Origin of the sequence: Streptomyces sp. GS7 (genome assembly GCF_009834125.1) — a bacterium.
GTDB lineage: Bacteria > Actinomycetota > Actinomycetes > Streptomycetales > Streptomycetaceae > Streptomyces.
Genome location: NZ_CP047146.1, coordinates 8,538,133 through 8,559,428 on the forward strand (window position 1 = coordinate 8,538,133; position 21,296 = coordinate 8,559,428).

A 21,296-nucleotide genomic window follows, 5' to 3' on the forward strand; every position below is an offset into this window, starting at 1 on the left:
TCACTTCGTCCCCGTCGTGTTCACCGTCGTCGTACCGCTCGCCACGTCCGCACCGGACACACCGGTGCCCCGGGTCGCCTCCGCCGTTCCTGCCACTTCTGCCGCGTCCTCGACAGCACGGGCCACCCGCACCGCGTCCGCGCTCGCCCTGACCTCGTGCACCCGCACCGCCCAGGCCCCCTCTCGCGCCACGATCGCCGACACCGCCGCGGTCGCGGCATCGCGCTCCCGGGCCGGCGGTGGAGCGGCACCCTCGCCGCCTGCCAGCACCCTGCCCAGGAACCGTTTTCTCGATGCGGCCACCAGCAGCGGCCGGCCAAGCGCCCGCAGCCGCGGCAGATGGGCCACCAGCGCCAGGTCGTGCCCGGCGTCCTTGGCGAAGCCCAGGCCCGGGTCTATGACGATCCGCTCCGGGTCGATGCCGCCGGCGACCGCGCGCTCCATGCTCCGCGCCAGCTCGTCGACGACCTCGCCGACGACGTCCCCGTATACCGCGCGGTTGTTCATGTCGATGGACTGGCCGCGCCAGTGCATCACCACGAACGGGACGTGGTGGGAGGCGACCACCGGCACCATGTCCGGATCCGCGGCGCCCGCGCTCACGTCGTTGACCAGGCACGCCCCGGCCTCCACCGCCTCCTCGGCGACCGAGGCGCGCATCGTGTCGACGGAGACCACGACACCGGCCGCGGCCAGCTCCCGGACCACCGGGACGACCCGGCGCAGCTCCTCGCCCTCGTCCACCCGGGCAGCGCCGGGGCGGGTCGACTCGCCGCCGACGTCCACCATGTCGGCGCCCTGCGCCACGAGGTCCAGACCGTGTTTGACGGCGAGTTCGGTGTCGAACCACAGGCCGCCGTCGGAGAACGAATCGGGCGTCACATTCACGACGCCCATCACCGCGCAGCGGTCCCAGTCCGGCAGTCCGGCCACCCGGCCACGCAAGGTACTCATGGCACCAGCGTAGGCCGTGTGCCGACCGGCCGGATTGCCGCCGCCCACTGGCCGTATCCCCCGTGGGGCAGGCCCGTCGCCCGGTCCGCCCGGTGCGCCGTACGGGATGCCGCTACGCGACCTTCTCCAGCGCGCCGGCCGCCAGCACACTGTGCTCCTCATGGGCGCACGGCCGCGGCTCGGGCGCGTTGCGGCGGCGCAGCGCGCGCGGCAGCCCCAGCTCCAGATAGCCCTCGGCCTGGAGCGCCGCGAGGCCGATCCGCGGAATGTCCCGGCTGTTGCGGAAGACCACGAAACGCGGCTCCCAGCGTGGCTGGAACTTGTCGTTGAACTTGTAGAGCGACTCGATCTGGTACCAGCGGGACAGGAAGATCAGCATCGCCCGCCAGAGCCGGATGACCGGCCCCGCGCCCAGCTTCTCGCCGCGCTCCAGGGAGGAGCGGAAGACCGCGAAGTTCAGCGACACCTGCTTGACCCTGAGGTCCGGCGCCGCCTGCAGGGCGGCGACGATCAGCAGCTCGTTCATCCCGGGGTCCGCGCCGCGGTCCCGCCGCATCAGCTCCAGGGAGATCCCGTCCCGGCCCCACGGCACGAAGTGCTGCATCGCCTTCAGATCCCCGTACGGCCCGGCCTCCTCGCCTTCGGCGGGTGCCAGGTGCGCGGTGGCGATCACCGCGTCGCCGTCGGCCGCCGCGTCGATCCGGCCCAGCGCCATGGAGAACCCGCGCTCGGTGTCGGTGTCCCGCCAGGCGTCGGCGGCCTTCTGGATGCGCTCCAGCTCCTCGGGCTCCAGATCGCGCACCCGCCGCACCCGGGTCTGGTAGCCGTTGCGCTCGATACGCTTGACCATCTGCCGGACGTTGCGCATCGCGCGCCCGGAGAGGGTGAAGTCGGCGACGTCCACGATCGCCTCGTCGCCGAGTTCCAGGGCGTCCATCCCGGTCTCCCGGGTCCACACCTGGCCGCCGGTCTCGCTGCACCCGGTGACCGCCGGGGTCCAGGAGTGCGCCCGCGCCTCCTCCATGAACCGCTCGATGGCGCCCGGCCACGCCTCGACGTCCCCGATCGGGTCGCCGCTGGCGAGCATCACCCCGGAGATCACCCGGTAGCAGACCGCGGCCTTGCCGGACGGGGAGAAGACCGCGCCCTTGTCCCGGCGCAGCGCGAAGTAGCCGAGCGAGTCCCGGCCGCCGTGCCTGGTCAGCAGCTCCCGCAGCCGCTGCTCGTCCTCGTCGGTCAGCCGGGCCGCGGGGTGCTCGGGGCGGAAGGCGAGGTACGCGGTGGTGGCGGCGGTCAGCAGACCGAGTGCGCCCAGGGAGTAACCGACGGTGTAGTCAACGCCGTTGGTATAGCTGACGGGTCCCTCGAAGCCGACGAGGCCCCAGAGAACGTGTTCGGCGCGCTCCCAGAAGGAGGGCGAGCCGACGATCTTGTGCGGGTGGGAGCTGACGATCACCATGCCGATGCCGAAACTGACACCGCCGAGGGCGACGAGGTTGGCCACCGCCTTCCAGCGGCTGCGCGGGTCGGGCAGGGCCGCGAATTCCCGGCGATGCCACAGCAGGAACACCAGCAGCGCCAGCGAGAGCACCGCTCCGAAAACGGAGTGGCGGTACACGAGCTGAGCGGCGATCCCGAAGGGGAGCAGTGCCACCGCCGCACCCCACGCCCGCCGCTTGCGACGCTTGAGCCCGTGAGCCAGAAGGAGCAGGAGAATGCCGACGACAAGGGAGGCGGAGGCCGCCAGCGGGCTCACCGCGCCCGGCAGCACCTCGGCCACCGCGTGCACCCGGCTGTACCGGAAACGCGGGAAGATACCGGCGACCAGATTCAGCAGTCCGACCACCACTCCGGCCGTCCCGACGAGGCCCGGTACCGTCTCGGACCGAGGGCCGCGGAGCCAGCGTGGCGCACGCCACGCAACCGTCTCCGACTTTTCGCCATCTAGCCTGTCAGACATCACTTTCCCGTCGCCCCGGTCGAGAGAACGTGCGAGCCTAGTCGCAGCATCTGGACTTTTGCGCCCTGTATGACGGCGTCATAGGGCTCGGGGTTCCACTTGCGGTACGGATGGCCCGGCCGCCCGGAAGAAAGCACCACATGGGTCTCACCAGCAAGAAAGTGCTGCTTCTTGCCATCCTGTTCGCGGTGGCACTGTTCGCCCTCACGGTATGGCTGTGGCCGCGGCTGTCCAAGGGGAACTGGCGCGCGGTGCTCGGCCGCATCGGGCTGCTCTTCGCCACGCAGATCTCGCTCTTCGCGGCGATCGGCCTGTTCGCGAACAACATGTTCGGTTTCTACGCCTCCTGGGCCGACCTCTTCGGCCAGGAGCAGCAGCCCGGCATCGTCACCAACTACAAGTCCGGACCGAACGGCACCAACCTGAAGATGCTGGGCAACGAGCGCCTGAGCATCCAGGGCGCCTCCATGCCGACCACCGCCGGCCGGCTCGACAAGGTGCTCGTCCACGGCCAGAAGTCCAAGATCAACAGCCCGGCGTACGTCTACCTGCCGCCGCAGTACTTTCAGCAGCGGTACGCGAACAAGAAGTTCCCCGCGGCCGTGATCCTCACCGGCTACCCGGGCACCGCCGAGGCGCTCTACAAGAAGCTGCACTACCCGCAGACCCAGTTCGACATGCTCCGGGAACAGAGCATGCAGCCGACCGTCCTCGTGATGATGCGGCCCACCGTCGCCCCGCCCCGGGACACCGAGTGCGTGGACATACCGCGCGGTCCGCAGACCGAGACGTTCTTCACCCAGGACCTGCGCCACAGCCTCTCCAGCGAGTACCGCATCGGCAAGGACGCCAAGAGCTGGGGCATCATGGGCGACTCCACCGGCGGCTACTGCGCCCTGAAGATGACCATGCGCCACCCCAACTCGTTCTCCACGGCCGTCTCCCTCTCCGGTGACTACAAGGCGCCCATCGACACCACCACCGGCGACCTCTTCGGCGGCAGCGCCCAGCTCAAGCGGGAGAACGACCTCCTGTGGCGGCAGAAGCACCTGCCCGGTCCCCCGGTGAACCTGCTGGTCACCAGCAGCAGGCACGGCGAGGGCAACTACAAGAACACGCTCAAGTTCATCGAGGGCACCAAGTCGCCGTCCCGCGTCGCGTCGATCATCCTCGACAGCGGCGGCCACAACTTCAACACCTGGCGCCGGGAGATCCCCGCCGCCCTCCAGTGGATGGGCAACCGCCTCTCGGTCTGACGCCACGGCGCCCGGCCCCCACAGCCGAAAGCGGCCCGGTGCCCGCAGCACACGCTGCGGGCGCCGGGCCGCTTCTCGTTCGCCGTACGGGCACCGCGGCGGGCCAGGGGCGCGCGCCGGCGAGGGGCTACGGGTGGGCCGGGTCAGCGCGCCAGTATCAGGCTCATCGCCTCGGCTCGGGTCGCCGGGTCGCGGAGCTGCCCGCGCACCGCGGAGGTGGTCGTCTTGGCACCCGGCTTGCGCACCCCGCGCATCGTCATGCACATGTGCTCGCACTCGATGACCACGATCACCCCGCGCGGCTCCAGGATCTCCATCAGCGAGTCCGCGATCTGCGTGGTCAGCCGCTCCTGGACCTGCGGGCGCCGGGCGAACACGTCGACCAGCCGGGCCAGCTTGGACAGCCCGGTGATCTTGCCGTCGGTGGACGGGATGTAGCCGACGTGGGCCACTCCGACGAACGGGACGAGGTGGTGCTCGCAGTTCGAGACCACCTCGATGTCCTTGACCAGCACCATCTCGTCATGACCGATGTCGAAGGTGGTGGTCAGCACGTCCTCGGGCTTCTGCCAGAGACCGGCGAACAGCTCCTTGTACGCCCGTGCCACCCGCGCCGGCGTCTCCAGCAGGCCCTCGCGGTCCGGGTCCTCGCCCACCGCGATGAGCAGCTCGCGGACGGCGTTCTCGGCGCGCTTCTCGTCAAACGTGCCGATCTTGCTGTCGACGTCCAGCGTCACAGGGTCCGTCATTGGTGCCTCGTTCCTTCTGCGCCCGCTCGAAAACGCGGAGTGCCGCGCCCCCCAGGCTAAACCTGGGGGGCGCGGCACGTATTCCGGGGCGCCCGGGCGGGCGCCGGGCTCAGCTCTCGGGACGCCGGTCCTCGGGAGCCTCCGCCTTCTCCGTGGAGACGGTGCCGGACGCCGCCGTCACGGAGCCGTTGGCCGGGGCCAGCTCCTTCGGCGACAGCACCGGCGGGCGGGTCGAGGGCGTACGGCGCGAGGAGCCGGTCCACGCCGGGCGGGCCGGGCGCTTGACGACGTGCTTGAAGAGCTCGGCGATCTCCTCCTTGTTGAGCGTCTCCTTCTCCAGGAGCGTCAGCACGAGGTTGTCGAGCACATCGCGGTTCTCGACCAGGATCTCCCACGCCTCGTTGTGCGCGGTCTCGATCAGCTTCTTGACTTCCTCGTCGACCAGCGCGGCGACCTCTTCCGAGTAGTCTCGCTGGTGACCCATCTCACGGCCCAGGAACGGCTCGGAGTTGTCCGTGCCGAACTTGATCGCGCCGAGCCGCTCGGTCATGCCGTACTGCGTGACCATCGCGCGGGCCGTCGCGGTCGCCTTCTCGATGTCGTTCGCGGCGCCCGTGGTCGGGTCGTGGAAGACCAGCTCCTCCGCCGCGCGGCCGCCCAGCATGTACGCCAGCTGGTCGAGCATCTCGTTGCGGGTGGTGGAGTACTTGTCCTCGTCGGGCAGGACCATGGTGTAGCCCAGGGCCCGGCCGCGGGACAGGATCGTGATCTTGTGGACCGGGTCGGAGTTCGGCGAAGCCGCCGCGACCAGGGCGTGTCCGCCCTCGTGGTACGCGGTGATCTTCTTCTCCTTCTCGGACATGATCCGGGTCCGCTTCTGCGGTCCGGCCACGACGCGGTCGATCGCCTCGTCCAGGAAGTGGTTGTTGATCAGCTTCTCGTCGCTCCGGGCCGTCAGCAGCGCGGCCTCGTTGAGGACGTTGGACAGATCGGCACCGGTGAAGCCCGGGGTGCGCTTGGCGACGGCCGAGAGGTCGACGTCCGGCGCGACCGGCTTGCCCTTCTGGTGGACCTTGAGGATCTCCAGACGGCCCTGCAGGTCCGGGCGGTCGACGGCGATCTGCCGGTCGAAACGGCCGGGGCGCAGCAGCGCCGGGTCGAGGATGTCCGGACGGTTCGTGGCGGCGATCAGGATCACGCCGCCCTTCACGTCGAAGCCGTCCATCTCGACAAGGAGCTGGTTCAGGGTCTGCTCGCGCTCGTCGTGGCCGCCGCCGAGGCCCGCACCGCGGTGCCGGCCGACGGCGTCGATCTCGTCGACGAAGACGATCGCCGGGGCGTTCGCCTTGGCCTGCTCGAAGAGGTCGCGGACCCGGGAGGCACCGACACCGACGAACATCTCGACGAAGTCGGAGCCGGAGATCGAGTAGAACGGGACGCCGGCCTCGCCCGCGACGGCGCGCGCGAGCAGCGTCTTGCCCGTACCGGGCGGGCCGTACAGCAGCACGCCCTTGGGGATCTTGGCGCCGACGGCCTGGAACTTCGCCGGGTCCTGGAGGAACTCCTTGATCTCGTGGAGTTCCTCGACGGCCTCGTCGGATCCCGCGACGTCCGCGAAGGTCGTCTTGGGGGTGTCCTTGGTGATCAGCTTCGCCTTCGACTTGCCGAAGTTCATCACCCGGGAGCCGCCGCCCTGCACCTGGTTCATCACGACCAGGATGCCGATGGGCAGGAGGATGAAGGGCAGCAGCGAGATCAGCACGCCGACGAACGGGTTCTGCTTCGACGGGGAGACGGTGTACCCGTCCTTGATCTCGCCGGTCTGGTACTTGGCCTGCAAATTCTTGGCGATGTCGACGCCCTGGTCGCCGATGTAGCTCGCCTGGATCTTGTTGGAGCCGTCGATCTTGTTGTTGCCCGACAGCTCGATCTTGATCTTGTTCTCGTCGCCGGTGGTCAGCTCGGCGGATTTCACCTTGTTGTCAGCGATCGCCTTGACGACCTGACCGGTGTCCACCGTCTTAAAACCGCCGGACGAGCCGACGACCTGCATCAACACGACCACGGCGAGGACGGCCAGCACGATCCACATGACCGGCCCACGGAAGTATCGCTTCACGTCCATCCATACGGAGCCCGTGTGAGGCCCCGTCCCTCCTGCCACAGTGAGGCACAACGCCCTCGGGAGGGCTGGTCGTGCGTACGGTGTTTTACTGGCCCGAAAACAGACTGCCTTCGGACGGTACCCCAGCATTGTCACCCGGCGCCTGCGCCGACAGTGAACAATGAAGCCGAGGAATCCCCTCTTCCTGCTCCAACGGCGGGAAACCGCGAACGGTTCCCGCCGGGCGGCGCAGGCGGGTCCGGGACCTCGCCGGCCACGGCGGCCGGCGAGCGGATGGTGCGCTCTCAGCCCCCGTAGACGTGGGGCGAGAGGGTACCGACGAACGGCAGATTGCGGTACTTCTCCGCGAAGTCCAGGCCGTAGCCGACGACGAATTCGTTGGGGATGTCGAAGCCGATCCACTTCACGTCGATCGCGACCTTCGCCGCCTCCGGCTTGCGCAGCAGCGTGCACACCTCCAGCGAGGCGGGCTCCCGCGAGCCGAGGTTCGACAGCAGCCACGACAGCGTCAGGCCGGAGTCGATGATGTCCTCGACGATCAGGACGTGCTTGCCCTTGATGTCGGTGTCCAGGTCCTTGAGGATGCGGACCACGCCGGAGGACTGGGTGCCCGCGCCGTAGGAGGACACGGCCATCCAGTCCATCGTGACGGGGGTGGACAGCGCGCGCGCCAGGTCCGCCATCACCATCACCGCGCCCTTGAGGACACCGACGATGAGCAGGTCCTTGCCCGCGTACTCCGCGTCGATCTTCGCGGCCAGCTCGGCCAGCTTCGCTTCGATCTCTTCTTTGCTGATGAGCACCGACTGAAGTTCGGCGCCCATGTCCTTGTCGTCCACCCGTGCCACTCTCGCTCGCTTCGGTGTGCAGATCAGCCGTGAACCTCACGAAGCGGGACCCGGTCGCAAGATCACGGAGCAGGGTGGTCTTCTGCGGCTCAGCCCTGCCGAATGACCAGTCTGCCACCCTGCCGTCGCACACCCACCCGCCCGGGGAGGTTGATGGCGCCCTGCCCACGCCAGGCGGTGATCAACCGGTCCACTTCTTCGATGTGCCGGGCGAACAGCGAACCGGCAGGTGAACCGGCCGCGATGACGGCCCTGCGCAGCACCCGGCGGCGTACCGCGGGCGGCAGCGCGAAGAGGGCGGCGACGTCGAGGGTGCCGGAATCGTCCAGCACCGTGCCCTCGGCCTCGGCGGCCCAGGCGTCCAGTGCGTCGGCGTCGTCCCGCGAGAGCTGGGCGGTGCGCGCCAGCGCCTCGACGACGCCCTTGCCGAGGCACTTCTCCAGGGCGGGCAGCCCCTCGTGCCGCAGTCGTGAGCGGGTGTAGGCGGGGTCGGTGTTGTGGGGGTCGTCCCAGACGGGCAGCGCCTGGATGAGGCACGCCTTGCGGGCGGTCTGCCGGTCGAGGTCCAGGAAGGGGCGGCGGTAGCGGCCGTCCGTCCCGGTGGTCGCTGCCATCCCGGACAGCGAGCGGATGCCGGACCCGCGGGCGAGACCGAGGAGCACGGTCTCCGCCTGGTCGTCGCGGGTGTGGCCGAGGAGGATCGCGCTGGCGCCGTGGCGGTCGGCGGTGGCGTCCAGGGCGGCGTAGCGGGCGTCGCGGGCGGCGGCTTCCGGGCCGCCCCCGCGCCCGACGTGGACGCTGACGACGTCGACGGGGTCGAGCCGCAGGGCCCGCAGGCGTACGGCGACCTCGGCGGCGCGGAGGTCGGAGCCCTCCTGGAGGCCGTGGTCGATGGTCACACCCCCGGCGCGGACCCCCAGCTTGGGAGCCTCGAAGGCGAGGGCGGAGGCGAGCGCCATCGAGTCGGCGCCGCCGGAGCAGGCGACGAGCACGAGCGGGGCCTCGTGCTGGTCCTGCGCGCAGTGGTGGTTGAGTACGTCGTGGAGCACGCGGCGGACCGCCAGGCGTATCGCGGCGACCGCTGGATGGGGACCCATGTCCGTTTCCAATCGTTCAGCTGGGGGACGAGCTTCGGGCCGTGGACGGCACTTCGTCACACAGAGTGCCTAGATGGTGACAGAGACGAGCAGTTCCCCGAGCATTGCACGCCTATCCACCGGTCACGGTCCCTCAGACGGGTGATTGGAGGGGCGCGCTACTGCCGCACGGCGTGCCCAGCTCACGCCGTGCGCTTATGGTGCTCCGTCGGCCTTCCGATGCACCCGCGCGACCCAGTCCGCCGGTTTGGCGATCTCTTGTTTCGTGGGGAGGGTGTTCGGCGACGTCCAGATCCGGTTGAAGCCGTCCGTGCCGACCTCCTTGACGACGGACCGCACGAACCGCTCCCCGTCACGGTACTGCCGCAGCTTCGCGTCCAGCCCCAGCAGCTTGCGCAGCGCCAGATCCAGCCGGCCCGCGCCGCTGGCCCGGCGCTGCTGGAACTTCTCCCTGATCTCCGCGACCGACGGCACCACCTCGGGCCCCACCCCGTCCATGACGAAGTCGGCGTGCCCCTCCAGCAGCGACATCACCGCCGTCAACCGCCCGAGGATCTCCCGCTGGGCGGGCGTCTGCACGAGATCGACGATCGACCGGGTGCCGTCGTCGCCCTCCTCGCCCTCCGGCTTGGCGCCGGCCAGCGACTGGGCCGCCTCCCGCAGCCGCTCCAGCAGCGTCCCCGGGTCGATGTCGGTCTCCCCCAGGAACGACTGGATCTCGCCCTCGATGTGGTCCCGCAGCCAGGGCACGGCGGTGAACTGGGTCCGGTGCGTCTCCTCATGGAGGCACACCCACAGCCGGAAGTCGTGCGGCGCGACGTCCAGCTCGCGCTCCACGTGGACGATGTTCGGCGCCACGAGCAGCAGCCGGCCGCCCTGTGCCGCGGCCGGCAGATCACGCGTGGGCGGCGCGAACGTCTCGTACTGGCCCAGGACCCGCGACGCCAGGAACGACAGCAGCATCCCCAGCTCCACGCCGGTCACCTTGCCGCCGACCGCGCCGAGCACCGCACCACCGGGCACGTTCGAGCGCCGGTCCTCCATCTTGGCCAGAAGCGGCCGCAGGACAGCCCGGAAGCCGGCCACGTTGGCCCGGATCCAGCCGGGCCGGTCCACGACCAGCACCGGCGTGTCATGCGGCACCGCCGGGCCCTCCGCACCCGGCTGCGCCATCCGGGTGAACGCCCGGACGTGCTCCTCGGAGGACTTGGCATGCCTCCGCAACTCCGCGACGATCTCCCGCGCCTCGTCCCGGCTCACCTCCGGACCGGGCCGGACGAATCGCGTCGCGGTCGCAACCGCGAGATTCCAGTCGACCATCTCCGCACCACCGATGCTCGTCATGGCTTCACGGTACGGGGGCGCTGGGCTTGCTGGTAGCCGATCCGCTGCGCTTGGCCTCGTTCCCACGTTGTCGGCTGTCCCGCCGTACCGCTGCGCTGGGCACGCTTCCCACGTTTTCGGCTTTCCCGCCGTGGTGGTTTCGCTGTGTTCTGCCTGCGGCGCGGGGCTCGCTTCTTGCGTTGGCGGCTTTCCCGCCGTGGGGGGAGTTGATCCGCTGCGCGGGGCTGTCGGGGTGCGGTGACGGGCCTCCGGGGGCGGTGTGCAGGACTGCTTCGCTTTACGTCCTGCACACCGCCCCCTCCGGCCCGTCCCCTCCCGTGCGTGGTGGGGAGAAACGGTGGGTGGGGGCGGGCCGAACCGGTCAGCGGCAGCCGCAGTTGGCCACTGTGGAGGCCATGCGGTCGAGGGCCTGTTGTGCGGCCTGGGCGTCGGTGGTGCCGGTGGTCATGAAGGCGAAGGCGAGCAGCCGGCCGTCCGCGTCCACGACGGTGCCGGCCAGGGTGTTGACGCCGGTGAGGGTGCCGGTCTTGGCACGTACGGCGCCGGCGCCCGCGGTGTCGCCCACGTAGCGCCCGCTCAGGGTGCCGGTGAACGCGGCCACCGGGAGGCCGGTGACGACCGGGCGCAGGTCCGGCTTGTCGGGGGCGGCGGCGGCCAGCAGGAGGTGCGAGAGCAGGTTCGCGGAGACCTTGTCGTCGCGGTCCAGGCCGCTGCCGTCCTCGAAGACGGCGCCGGCCAGCGGGAGGTGCTGGGCTGCCAGGGCGTCGCGTACGGCCGTGGCGGCGCCGGCGAAGTCGGCGGGCCGCCCGGAACCGCGGGCGGTCTGGCGGGCCAGCGCCTCGGCGATGTCGTTGTCGCTGTTGGTCAGCATCCGTTCCACGAGGGCGGAGAGGGGGAGGGAGTGGACGGCGGCGATCCGGTCGGGGCGTTGCGGGGCGGCGGCCTCGCCGGGGTCGCCGTCGACGGTGATACCGCGCTGCCGGAGCAGCCCCGCGAAGGCGCCGGCCGCGTCGCCCGCCGGGTCGGTGGCGCGCGGTGCGGGGCCGTGGTCGCTTCCGTCGAGGCGGGCCTCGTCGGTCATCAGGGCGGTGACGGGGGCGAGGTTCTCGTTGGGGCCGATGGGGTGCTCGACGGGTCCCGTGTAGGCGGAGGTGTCGTAGCCGAGGCCGACCTTGGTGATCCCGCGCCGCTTGAGGACGCGGGCCGTGTCGTCGGCGAGGGTACGCAGGCTGGCGGGCCGTTCCCCGCCGCCCGGTGCGGGCGCCCGGGTGGTGAGGGTCGGATCGCCGCCGCCGACCAGCACGATGCGGTCCTTGCCGCCCATGACGACGGAGGTGTCGATGCGGTGGTCGGCGCCGAGCTTGGAGAGCGCGGCGACGGCGGTGGCGAGCTTCACCGTGGAGGCGGGGGTGGCGGCCTCGTCCTGTTTGGCGCCGAACACCTGCCGGCCGGACGCGACGTCCAGGACGGACGCGGTACGCAGCGGGCCGAGTGCCGGATCCGCCAGCAGCGCCGCGAGCGCGTCGGCCAGCCCCGCGTCGGTCGGTACGGGTGCGGTGCCGGGCCCCACGGCGCCGTGCGCGGGTCCGCTGAGCGCCGCGAGCACGGGCGGCGCGCTCGGCGACGGGCGGGGCGCCCGGCCGTCATCGTGATGCTCGCCACCTGTGTCCGGTACGCCGGCCGCGGCGGCCCGCTCGGCCGTACGCTGACCGGAGTCCCACGGCCCGGCCGCCGCGACCGCGGCGACCGCGACCGCCAGTCCGGTAGCGGCGGACAGTGCCGTCAGCCGCCAGGTCTGCCGCGTATGCCGCGGTGTGGCCCGCCACGTCTGCCGGGCGGCGAACGACGCCGCGTACGCAGCACGGTGCGCGGTCCGTCCCGCGGTGCGGGCGGAACGCTGTGCGCGACGCGCCGCCACCCGCGCGGAGCGCTGCGCCGACTGCCACCTGACCTGCCATGTTCGGGTCTCGGGCACCTCGGACCAGCCCCTTTCGCCACCACACACCTGCGTGGGGGACACTTAATCACCAGACGTATGTGTTGATCATGGAGGAGCCACCCGTGGAGTTCGACGTCACCATCGAGATCCCGAAGGGTTCGCGGAACAAGTACGAGGTGGACCACGAGACCGGTCGGATCCGCCTGGACCGTCGACTCTTCACCTCGACCAGCTACCCGGCCGACTACGGCTTTGTCGAGAACACCCTGGGCGAGGACGGCGACCCGCTGGACGCGCTGGTCATCCTGGACGAGCCGACCTTCCCCGGCTGCCTCATCAAGTGCCGCGCCATCGGCATGTTCCGGATGACGGACGAGGCCGGCGGCGACGACAAGCTGCTGTGCGTGCCCGCGTCCGACCCGCGGGTGGAGCACCTCCGCGACATCCACCACGTCTCGGAGTTCGACCGCCTGGAGATCCAGCACTTCTTCGAGGTCTACAAGGACCTGGAGCCCGGCAAGTCCGTCGAGGGCGCCAACTGGGTCGGCCGCGCCGAGGCCGAGGCCGAGATCGAGGCGTCCTACAAGCGCCTTGAGGCGCAGGGCGGCGCGCACTGACCTGACGAGCGGACCCGGCGCGGGGCGGGGCTCTCCGGCCCCGCCGCGCCCTTGGGCGCGCTCTGATTTTCGTACGCGAACGGGCGGCACCCAGTCGGGGTGCCGCCCGTCGTTCGTGTCGTGGGTCCGCGGGGCGGACGTCGGGGGCCGGGGCCTCCCGGCCGCGGGGCGCGGGCCGCGGTGTTACGGGTGTTACGCAGCGGCGGGCGCGAGGGCCGCCGCCGGGGCCTTGCCGGCGAGCGCCGGGCTCTTGTCGCTCTGCGCGAAGACATAGAGGAGCGCCGGGTGCGTGGCGGCGAAGGCCAGCACGAAGCGGTTGAGCCCCATGAACTGCCCGATTCCCAGGTGGAAGAGCGTCATCGAGCCGAGGTACGCCTTCGCCGCCGGCTTCGGCAGGACGAAGACCAGCGGGAAGCCGACCTCCGCGGCGACCGTCGTCCAGGTGATGAGCTTGCCCAGCATCGGGTACTTGTGCACGAGCTTGTAGATGTTCGGGTCCCCGTAGTTGTGCGTGCGGATGACGCCGCTGAACGCCTCTCCGCTCAGCCACACCGGGGACACCAGCTTGACGACACCGGACGCGACGTAGGAGATGGTCGTCTCCAGGGCGAGCGCGCGCATGGCCACGTCGCGGCCCTTCTCGCCGTCCTTGAAGGTGCCGGTCGAGGCGAGGACGACGTTGATCACCTGCTGGAGCTGGTCGGCGCCGTCTCCGCCGTAGGGGGTGCGCAGGCGTGAGGCGGCGCCCGTCACCGCCAGTACGGCGCTGCCCGCCGCGCGCACTCCGCGCTTGTGGCCCCAGATCATCGTGGCGGCGGAGGCTCCCGCCTGCACTCCGTACAGGGCGACCGCGGCCTTCTTGGAGCTGAGGGCGCGGGTCAGCTTGGGAAAGCGCTTGGCGAACTTGGGGCGCGTGCTCTCCAGTTGGGCACTCAGCAGTTCGCCGTCATCGAGCTTGCGGTGCTGGCTCAGCATTTCCAGTGACGAGACCAGCGTCCCCAACGAGGCCACTCGGCGTGCCGTGACCTCGGGCGCATCGTTGAGAAACAAGGTGAGTGCCCCCTGTGCGTTGATAATGTTCGGTGGGTATGCGAAGGCGGGGGCACGGTGCGTCCGATACACGTACCGTGCCCCCGCCCTCATTCATCAGTGAGCGATGTTGTGCGTCAGCATGTTGAGCGCGTCAGCGGTCGCCGCGGTGGCCGCGAAACCGACCGGGGTGGCCTCCGGGGTCGCCACGGTGGCGAGCGGGGTGGTCATGGTCGGGGTGGCGTCGGAGCCGATGCGGCCCGGCTTGACGTCGACCAGCTCGGCGTTGGCGAACTCAGCCAGCATAGACATGTGCTGTCCTCTTTCTTTTGGTATTCAGAGCAAGTTCTCCGGCCATTCGGCAGGAGGGCACGAACTCACGTGGCAGAGGGGATTGCCGAGTGAGTTCGCAGCTTCCGGCCGAGAGGATTACCAAGCCCGCTAGGCGGCAGCGGGGGCAAACTCCGTCTTCGCCACGCCCGTGTCCTCCAACGGGAATTCCCTGGAGACGAAGGTGGGCTCGATCTGTCGCTCCTCCGGGGCGAGGAGGTACGAGAACATCAGCAGGAACTGACTGTGCGTGGCGCCTTCGGCGTGCGGCAGGTGGTCCCGGACGAAACTGGAGAGCAACCCGTATCCGGGCGACCGCACCACGGGGTCCATCGCCGCCCCGTAGGCCGCCGAGCGGATCCGGACCTCCGAGACCGCGTCGAACAGGGCCTTGGGGGAACGGTTGCGGGCGTTCCAGGCCAGCGCGTACCAGGGCCGGTCACGGGTGATCGGGACGTCCTGCCACTCGCCGGGCTTGCCGTCGACGATGTCCCGGTAGAGCAGATGGTTGTCCTTGACTCCCGGATTCGGCCCGAAGAAGCGCCAGTTCGGGGTCGGTATTCCCAACCTCCCCTTCTTGAGGAGCTTGTCGAAGCGCTGCTCGGGCACCTGTGCCACAGCCGTCGCGACGAGCCAGGCGGCGAGTGAAACCGTGACGGCGGCTGTCTTCACGCGCTCCGTGTTCACGCGCACGATCACGTCAGCTCCTTTTCACGTTCCTCGGCATTCCCGGCGACCGGGCCGTTCTTGGCGGACTGCTGCTGTTCCGAGCCGGTCCGTTCGGTCGGCGGTTCGCCGGCGATCACCTCCGCCACCTGCTCGGCGTGCGGCTTGATGGAGAGCAGCGACTCGTGGTCGGCACCGTCGACGAAGTGGTGCCGGGACCTCGTCGACAGGGCGGCCAGCCGGGTCTGGACGATGTGGTGCGCGGCGTTGTCGCCCTGGTTGTTCTCCGCGGTGACCACGGTCAGCGGAACGTCCAGTTCGGTCAGTTCCGGATAGGTCATCGCGTCCCGGTAGTCCCGGAACGTCAGCGCCCAGGTGCGGGGGTGCGCCAGGAACGACGTGTAGAGACGGTTGATTTCGGGGCGGTAGGTCTTGTGCTGGTTCAGGGCGGGGCTGAAGACCGAGAGGCCCGTCACCGCCCACACCTGCTCCATGAGCATCGACTGGTGGGACCAGCGGTCCATGTCGGAGCGGCGGCTGCTGCGCAGGTGGTTCACCTCGGTGGCGTCGATCATGACCACCGCGGTCACGCCCTCCGTCGCCCCTGGGTGGCGCGACGCGTAGGCGGCGATCAGGTATCCGCCGAGGGAGTGCCCGGCCAGCACCAGCGGAAGGTCGGCGACATACGTTTCACGCAGCTCCTGCACCAGCGCGAAATGATGCTCCAGACCGTAGCGAGGTGACGGCGTGCTGAGCCCGTATCCGGGCCGGTTGTACCGCACATACCCCATGTCTTCGGGGAGTGCGTCGCAGACCCAGTCCCAGTATTCATGGGGCATGCCCAGTCCGTTTTCCAGCAGGACCATGCGCCGGGCGTGCGGAGGAATATTGACGTCAACCTCTACGAGGCTGCCATCCGGCCTCTCGTGCATCATATAGCGACGCGCGCGTTCGCGTTTACCTGTGAATCGCGTTACCGCACCGGCCAGAAGGCTTACGCCGGCGATCCCAGCGATTCCCACGGCGAACTGGCGCTCCAGAGACGCCACATTCCCTCCCCCGTGATTTCCAGTGGCTGATGTCCAGAACACTAACACCCGCCGCCCCGTTAAAATAATGAGTTAGTTGACTCTTCGCTCCGGACGAATCTTTCCGCGCGGCATGGGCACGCGACTGGGGATACCCCGCCCAAACTTCCGGAGTTCCATGTACAGCTCGCCTATCGTGGCCTTCAACATGGCGTTTTCCTGGGTCAACTCAGCTATCCGGGATGCCTCCTCGGAGTCCCTTCCACTCTCGCCGGCCAGGCCGTTGCGAGCCCCCTCAATAAACTGTCGGCGCCAGTTTGATACTGACTGTTCGGAGACTCCAGCTTCACGCGCGGCCTCTGCCGCGGTCAGTTGGCCACTCATGACTCTGACCAGGAGACCGAGTTTCTTGTCTGCGGGCAAAATCGGTGGACGTCCCACGTGGAACCCCCTTCTACGATCCGCGTTCCGGTGTGCCGTACTCAGGGTGTGACGTAGCAACAGATGAACAGGGCGACCGTTTTTCGCTGTGGCGAGTGCCGTCCCGGCCCGTGGGCCTCGCACTCCAGTCCGGCCGCGCGGGCATGATCGTGGGCATCATCCGGGGTGGTCGGCCGGGTGAATGCGGTTCCCACCCGGATGGTGCCGGTGGTCAACGTTCCAGGATCGGCTGCTTGTTGCGCAGCTCGGTGACCAGGCTGCCGCCGGGGGCGGGAAGCCGGCCACTCACCGGTCGGCCTGTTGGTCGTTCCTCGGGAACATGCCGGAACGACGAGGTCGCGCCGGCGCGGGACGTCAGCCCGCAGCGGGATTCCGAGGTGTGGTTACGTATGCCCCCGAGGACGAATGCAATGGTTCTCGCCCCGGGCGCGGAATGGGCGGCCGGCAGACCCTTCACGGTCTCCGTGGTACGTCTGCCGCCAGGAAACTGGCGGTCGCGCCGGCCTTCGAACTTCCACCCACAGCCAATGTCTTCTCCCCCGTTTTCCACACGTGCTCCCTCGTTTTGTCCCCACTGTCGAACCCGACGGGAACGCCGTGAAGCAGAAGAGCCGGAACGAGGCAAGACGCCGTTACCAGAAACGACGCCATACGCCAATACAGCTGCGCAGAAGAATCACAGCCGCCTGCCTGGTGGGTCAGACCAGCAGGTCCTATCGATCCAGTGGTATCGCCTCAACGGAGTGTGGGGAACTTCACGTTTATGCCGTGTCAGTCCATCATATACGCCGGCACGGATACCAGTGAATAGTACACAGCGACACGAAGGCGCCCAGCTGTCGCCGCCCGGGGCCGGACGGCCGACAGGTGTCCGAAATTGGTTGACTGCGGCCCCTTTGTGCCCAGCGCTCGCGGGCCGCATCGGCTTTCCGGGTCGCGTTTCCTTTACCTGACCCGGACCGCGACCCGCACCCAACCCTCCGGCGTTGCCTAGACCTTTGCCTATTCTTAGCGGCCGGATTACCGGCGCGCCGACCGAGAAGCCGCCCCCACCCGCACCGGCTCGAACCGACGACGACAAAGAATGGAACCGGCGCTTTGGCGCGGCAGCCCGCATTTAAATAACGGCAGCCTTCGGTGACAGCACGGGTACGTTACGTATATCGAAACGGTGCCGTAGTGCGGAAATCGCGGCCAGATAGCCGGACATGCCGTGCACGCTGGGCCCCGGCGGGGTGGCCGAGGAGCACAGGAACACTCCGGGCAGCGGTGTGCGGTAGGGGTCGACGTGGGGCACGGGCCGCGCGATGCTCTGGTACAGCGTCATCGCACCCGAACCGATGTCCCCGCCCACGTAGTTGGGGTTGTAGGTCTCGTACGCGGCGGCGGGCACGGAGCGGTGGGCGACGACCGTGTCCCCGAACCCCGGGGCGTAGCGCTCGATGCGGGCGCGCACCAGGTCGTAGGGGTCGGTGGGATCGCCGTTCGGCACATGGGCGTAGGCCCACACGGGGCGCTTCCCGGGCAGCGCACGTCCCGGATCGGTCACCGCGGGGTCCACGAGCAGGACGAACGGCTCCCTGGTCCGTACCCCGCGTGCGTTCCTCGTCTCCTGGCGCACCATCTCGGCATGCGTGCCGCCCAGATGCACCGTCCCGGCGCGGCCCACCGCGGGATCGGCCCAGGGGATCGGCTCGGAGACCAGGAAGTCGACCTTGGCGGCGCCGGGACCGTAGCGGAACCGCGCGAGGGCGCGCGCGTAGGAGCGGGGCAGCCGTTCGCCCGCGAGGGCCAGGAAGCCCTTGGGGCTGGTGTCCAGCAACACCGCCCGCGCGCCGCCCAGTTGCGCCAGGTCCGTCACCGCGTGCCCGGTGTGGAAGACGCCGCCGTGCGCGGTGATGTCCTGGGCCATCGCCTCCGCGATACGGGCGCTGCCGCCGCGCGGCAGCGGCCACCCCGTCCCGTGCGCCAGGTGGCCGAGCAGCATGGCCACCGCGCCGGCCGCGAGACTCGGCAGCCTGCCGACCGCGTGCGCGGCGACGCCGGTGAGCAGGGCCGCCGCCTCCTCGCCCTGGAAGCGTGCCGCGCCGAGCCCGGTGCCGTGGACGGCCACCCTGCCGGCCAGGAGCAGGGCGGCGGCGGGATCCCGCGGCAGGCTGCGCTGCCCGCCGAGGATCAGCTCGACGACGGCTTCGCTGTGCTCCAGAAGCGGGCGCATCAGCCGCCGCCAGCGCGGGCCGTCGGGGCCCAGGTGCGCGCAGGTGTCCGCCAGCGAGCGGTAGGCCAGGGCGGCCCGGCCCCCGTCCAGCGGGTGGGCGTAGCTGATCTCGGGGTGCAGCAGCTCGACCCCGCGGGCCGCCAGGTCGAACGCGCGGAAGAACGGGGAGGCGGCGGCCATGGGATGGACGGCGGAGCAGATGTCGTGGACCACGCCGCTGTCGAAGAGCGGCGCGGTGCGCAGCCCGCCGCCGATGGTCTCGGCTGCCTCGTGGAGTTCGACCTTCAGGCCGGCTCGGGCCAGGACCACACCGGCCGCCAGGCCGTTGGGGCCGGTGCCGACGATGGCCACGTCCGTGCTGCTCACCACTGCTCCTCGATCCTGATGGGCCGAAGCCGCACCGTCTGCTCGTTGAGGCCGCCCCATTGGGGCCAGCCGAGCGCGGACGCCAGCGGACCCGCCCCCGGCTCCCCGCGCACCCAGTCGGTCGCCGTGGCGACGGGCGCGGACCCGGCGTGCAGTTGGGAGCCCGCCAGCCGCCGGTACAGCTCGTCGTGCTCCATCAGGTCCTGGTGCACGCCGGTGGCGCGGACCCGGCCGCCTTCCAGCACCACGATCTTCTCGGCGTCGACCACCGTGGAGATGCGGTGGGCGATGGCGATGACCGCGCACTGCTGGGACACCCGGCGCAGCACGTCGCGGAAGTCCCGCTCCGAGTCGGAGTCCAGGTTGGAGGTCGCCTCGTCCAGCAGCATGACCGCGGGCTTCTGGAGCAACGTACGGGCGATGCACAGGCGTTGGCGCTGCCCGCCGGACAGTCCGCTGCCCTGGTCGCCGAGTTCGGTGTCGAGTCCCTTCGGGAGACCGGCGACCACCGAGGTGAGGCCGGCCATCTCCACCGCCTCCCAGATGTCGTCCTCGGCGGCGTGCGGATGGGCGTAGGTCAGGTTCTCCCGGACCGTGCCGCGCATGGTCGCGCTGTCCTGCTGGACGTAGCCGACCAGCCCGCGGACGGTGTCGAGCGGCAGCGTCTCGATGTTCTTCCCGCCGATCAGGATGACGCCGCCGTCGAGCGCGTAGAAGCGCTCGATGAGCTGGAACATGCTGGTCTTGCCCGCGCCCGAGGGCCCGACCACCGCCGTCAGCCCGCGCGCCGGCACGGTGAGCGAGATGCCGTGGAGGACCTGCGTCCGCTCCCCCTCCTCGCCCCGCCGGTAGCCGAACCGCACGTCGTGGAACTCGACCGCCGGCACGTGCAGGGCCAGCGGCCCGACGGGCGCGCCGCCGGACGCCTCCTCCGCCCCGTTGCCCTCCTGGGGCATGCGGGCCAGCTCGTCGACCCGCTGGATGGCGGCCCGGCCCTGGATGAACTGGCCTATCCCCATGAAGAACGTCACCAGCGGCGACACCAGCTGGAAGAGGTACATGATGAACGTGGTCAGGTCGGCCATCTTCATCTCGCCGCGGGCCACCCAGGCCATTCCGGCACCGACGACGACGGCCAGCGCGCCCTGCGTACCGACGTTCATGGACGGTGTGAACAGGGCGTTGTAGGCGTTGACCCGGATACCCGAACGCCGCGCCCGCTCGGCCAGCTTGCCGATGCGGGCGGTCTCCCGCGTCTCGGCGCGCGACGCCTTGACGGTGGGCAGCGCGGCGAGCACGCGCTGTACGGCGGTGCCGAACTGGCCGGTGTCGTCCCGGTTTTGGAGGGCCACCCTGCGCAGCTTGCGCGCGATGGAGAGCGAGATGAGGCTGGCGGCGCCGAGGCAGCCGATGGTGATGAGCATCAGCCGCACGTCGATGAGGAACATCAGCACCACGCCGCCGATCACGGTGGCACCGCTGATGATCAGCTGGGCGAGGCTCTGCGAGAGGGCGATCTTCACCAGTGAGGTGTCGGTGACCGTGCGGGTGAGGATGTCGCCCTGGGGCCGCTTCCCGAATTCCGTGAGGTCGGCGCGGAGCAGCCGTCCGGTCAGCAGCTGGCGGACGTCGTAGACGATGTTCTCCCCGGCCCGCCCGATGACGTACGCCTGGAGCGAGGAGAAGACCGCGCCCACGCAGAAGAGGGTGACGAGCCGGACGATCGGGAAGGCCAGCGATTCGCCCTTGCCCGCCGCCTCGATCAGTTTTCCGATGGACCACGGTTGGGTGAGCGAGGCGCCCACGCCCAGCAGGCCCAGCAGCACACCCGTGACGAGCAGTCTGGTGTGTTGTCTGACGACGCTAGAGACCGATCCGGCGCCGTGTCCGGTCCTGCTACTCAGGCTTGCGTGGCCGGCATGACTCGCCATGAGTGCTCCCCCCGTATTGACGACGGTCACGGCGCGTGCGCGACCAGGAGAACAGCCCTGTCTTATCAGGGACTGTCGTCGTCAAGATGTTCGAAGCTAACACGCCGTCCGGCGTCAAGTTATGGGTTAGTTGAGGCACCGGAAGACGGCCCCGCCGATCACTGGCGGGCGGCTGGGGCCGCGTCAGTTAACTCGTCTCTTCTTTACTTGGCGCAGGTCCCGGGGGGGAGCCCGGGAAGGGCGGCCGTGGCGCCGCCGGGCGCCGAACGCCATGAAGGTAGCGCCCACCGCATCGGCTGACAAGACCGTTCCGACGCGGTGCGGAAAACCCGGATAGGAATTGCCGGCGGCCCCTCGCATTCCCCGGACCGCCATAGGCGGAACACAGCCCATATCCA

Annotated in this window: 17 protein-coding genes; 2 read left to right on the top strand and 15 right to left on the bottom strand. The window is 69.9% G+C overall.

All coding sequences use genetic code 11. The features are described from left to right. Window positions 1–954 carry a dihydropteroate synthase gene (folP, locus tag GR130_RS37115; RefSeq protein WP_236573832.1) on the bottom strand — a complete coding sequence of 318 codons (954 nt, stop codon included), beginning with the start codon at window positions 952–954 and terminating at the stop codon, window positions 1–3. Window positions 955–1,066: 112 nt separating this feature from the next. Beyond that, the gene (locus GR130_RS37120) at window positions 1,067–2,914 is read right to left on the bottom strand and encodes a phosphatidylglycerol lysyltransferase domain-containing protein (protein WP_159508775.1); all 1,848 of its coding nucleotides are present in this window, start codon (window positions 2,912–2,914) and stop codon (window positions 1,067–1,069) included. A gap of 140 nt (window positions 2,915–3,054) precedes the next feature. Here GR130_RS37120 and GR130_RS37125 point away from each other — a divergent pair, with 140 nt between their 5' ends. Beyond that, complete coding sequence (locus tag GR130_RS37125; protein ID WP_159508777.1) at window positions 3,055–4,170, top strand: alpha/beta hydrolase; 1,116 nt, start codon at window positions 3,055–3,057, stop codon at window positions 4,168–4,170. 143 nt (window positions 4,171–4,313) lie between these two features. Here the strand turns inward: GR130_RS37125 and folE are convergent, their stop codons facing one another. The 6 genes from folE to dacB form a co-directional block, all read right to left on the bottom strand. After that, window positions 4,314–4,919, bottom strand: a complete 606-nt coding sequence (gene folE, locus GR130_RS37130) for a GTP cyclohydrolase I FolE (RefSeq protein ID WP_159508778.1) — start codon at window positions 4,917–4,919, stop codon at window positions 4,314–4,316. A 109-nt stretch (window positions 4,920–5,028) separates the two neighbouring features. Beyond that, window positions 5,029–7,044, bottom strand: a complete 2,016-nt coding sequence (gene ftsH / locus GR130_RS37135; protein WP_159508780.1) for an ATP-dependent zinc metalloprotease FtsH — start codon at window positions 7,042–7,044, stop codon at window positions 5,029–5,031. Between the two features lie 284 nt (window positions 7,045–7,328). Continuing rightward, a complete protein-coding gene (hpt, locus tag GR130_RS37140; RefSeq protein WP_159510475.1) occupies window positions 7,329–7,868 on the bottom strand; it encodes a hypoxanthine phosphoribosyltransferase in 540 nt (179 codons plus the stop codon). 113 nt (window positions 7,869–7,981) lie between these two features. Continuing rightward, the gene (gene tilS, locus GR130_RS37145) at window positions 7,982–8,989 is read right to left on the bottom strand and encodes a tRNA lysidine(34) synthetase TilS (protein WP_159508782.1); all 1,008 of its coding nucleotides are present in this window, start codon (window positions 8,987–8,989) and stop codon (window positions 7,982–7,984) included. Between the two features lie 195 nt (window positions 8,990–9,184). Beyond that, window positions 9,185–10,333, bottom strand: coding sequence for a zinc-dependent metalloprotease (locus GR130_RS37150; protein WP_159508784.1), 1,149 nt, complete (start codon window positions 10,331–10,333; stop codon window positions 9,185–9,187). A 361-nt stretch (window positions 10,334–10,694) separates the two neighbouring features. Then, the gene (gene dacB / locus GR130_RS37155) at window positions 10,695–12,308 is read right to left on the bottom strand and encodes a D-alanyl-D-alanine carboxypeptidase/D-alanyl-D-alanine endopeptidase (protein WP_159508786.1); all 1,614 of its coding nucleotides are present in this window, start codon (window positions 12,306–12,308) and stop codon (window positions 10,695–10,697) included. An 86-nt stretch (window positions 12,309–12,394) separates the two neighbouring features. Here dacB and GR130_RS37160 point away from each other — a divergent pair, with 86 nt between their 5' ends. Next, window positions 12,395–12,889, top strand: coding sequence for an inorganic diphosphatase (locus GR130_RS37160; protein WP_019888410.1), 495 nt, complete (start codon window positions 12,395–12,397; stop codon window positions 12,887–12,889). A gap of 192 nt (window positions 12,890–13,081) precedes the next feature. Here GR130_RS37160 and GR130_RS37165 read toward each other — a convergent pair whose 3' ends face one another. The 7 genes from GR130_RS37165 to GR130_RS37195 all read right to left on the bottom strand — a co-directional run bounded on the left by GR130_RS37165 (window position 13,082) and on the right by GR130_RS37195 (window position 20,898). Beyond that, a complete protein-coding gene (locus GR130_RS37165; protein ID WP_159508788.1) occupies window positions 13,082–13,939 on the bottom strand; it encodes a hypothetical protein in 858 nt (285 codons plus the stop codon). A 96-nt stretch (window positions 13,940–14,035) separates the two neighbouring features. Then, entirely contained in the window at window positions 14,036–14,230 is a 195-nt protein-coding gene (locus GR130_RS37170; RefSeq protein WP_159508789.1) for a linaridin family RiPP, read from the bottom strand. A gap of 129 nt (window positions 14,231–14,359) precedes the next feature. Further along, complete coding sequence (locus GR130_RS37175; protein ID WP_236573833.1) at window positions 14,360–14,947, bottom strand: hypothetical protein; 588 nt, start codon at window positions 14,945–14,947, stop codon at window positions 14,360–14,362. Beyond that, on the bottom strand, window positions 14,944–15,780 hold the full coding sequence (locus tag GR130_RS37180) for an alpha/beta fold hydrolase (protein WP_236573834.1): 837 nt from the start codon (window positions 15,778–15,780) through the stop codon (window positions 14,944–14,946). Before GR130_RS37180 ends, GR130_RS37175 begins: the two co-directional genes overlap by 4 nt. Window positions 15,781–16,035: 255 nt before the next feature. Then, window positions 16,036–16,506, bottom strand: a complete 471-nt coding sequence (locus tag GR130_RS37185; RefSeq protein ID WP_328707584.1) for a transposase — start codon at window positions 16,504–16,506, stop codon at window positions 16,036–16,038. A 994-nt stretch (window positions 16,507–17,500) separates the two neighbouring features. Then, window positions 17,501–18,967: a phytoene desaturase family protein gene (locus GR130_RS37190; RefSeq protein WP_236573835.1), complete on the bottom strand. Its 1,467-nt coding sequence runs from the start codon at window positions 18,965–18,967 to the stop codon at window positions 17,501–17,503. Then, complete coding sequence (locus tag GR130_RS37195) at window positions 18,964–20,898, bottom strand: ABC transporter ATP-binding protein (protein ID WP_159508796.1); 1,935 nt, start codon at window positions 20,896–20,898, stop codon at window positions 18,964–18,966. Before GR130_RS37195 ends, GR130_RS37190 begins: the two co-directional genes overlap by 4 nt. Window positions 20,899–21,296: the final 398 nt, after the last annotated feature.

Bases quoted from the DNA above. Each gene is read 5' to 3' on its own strand.
- folP (WP_236573832.1), bottom strand. From the start codon at position 954: ATGAGTACCTTGCGTGGCCGGGTGGCCGGACTGCCGGACTGGGACCGC.
- GR130_RS37120 (WP_159508775.1), bottom strand. From the start codon at position 2,914: ATGTCTGACAGGCTAGATGGCGAAAAGTCGGAGACGGTTGCGTGGCGT.
- GR130_RS37125 (WP_159508777.1), top strand. From the start codon at position 3,055: ATGGGTCTCACCAGCAAGAAAGTGCTGCTTCTTGCCATCCTGTTCGCG.
- folE (WP_159508778.1), bottom strand. From the start codon at position 4,919: ATGACGGACCCTGTGACGCTGGACGTCGACAGCAAGATCGGCACGTTT.
- ftsH (WP_159508780.1), bottom strand. From the start codon at position 7,044: ATGGACGTGAAGCGATACTTCCGTGGGCCGGTCATGTGGATCGTGCTG.
- hpt (WP_159510475.1), bottom strand. From the start codon at position 7,868: ATGGGCGCCGAACTTCAGTCGGTGCTCATCAGCAAAGAAGAGATCGAA.
- tilS (WP_159508782.1), bottom strand. From the start codon at position 8,989: ATGGGTCCCCATCCAGCGGTCGCCGCGATACGCCTGGCGGTCCGCCGC.
- GR130_RS37150 (WP_159508784.1), bottom strand. From the start codon at position 10,333: ATGACGAGCATCGGTGGTGCGGAGATGGTCGACTGGAATCTCGCGGTT.
- GR130_RS37170 (WP_159508789.1), bottom strand. From the start codon at position 14,230: ATGTCTATGCTGGCTGAGTTCGCCAACGCCGAGCTGGTCGACGTCAAG.
- GR130_RS37180 (WP_236573834.1), bottom strand. From the start codon at position 15,780: ATGGTCCTGCTGGAAAACGGACTGGGCATGCCCCATGAATACTGGGAC.
- GR130_RS37195 (WP_159508796.1), bottom strand. From the start codon at position 20,898: ATGGCGAGTCATGCCGGCCACGCAAGCCTGAGTAGCAGGACCGGACAC.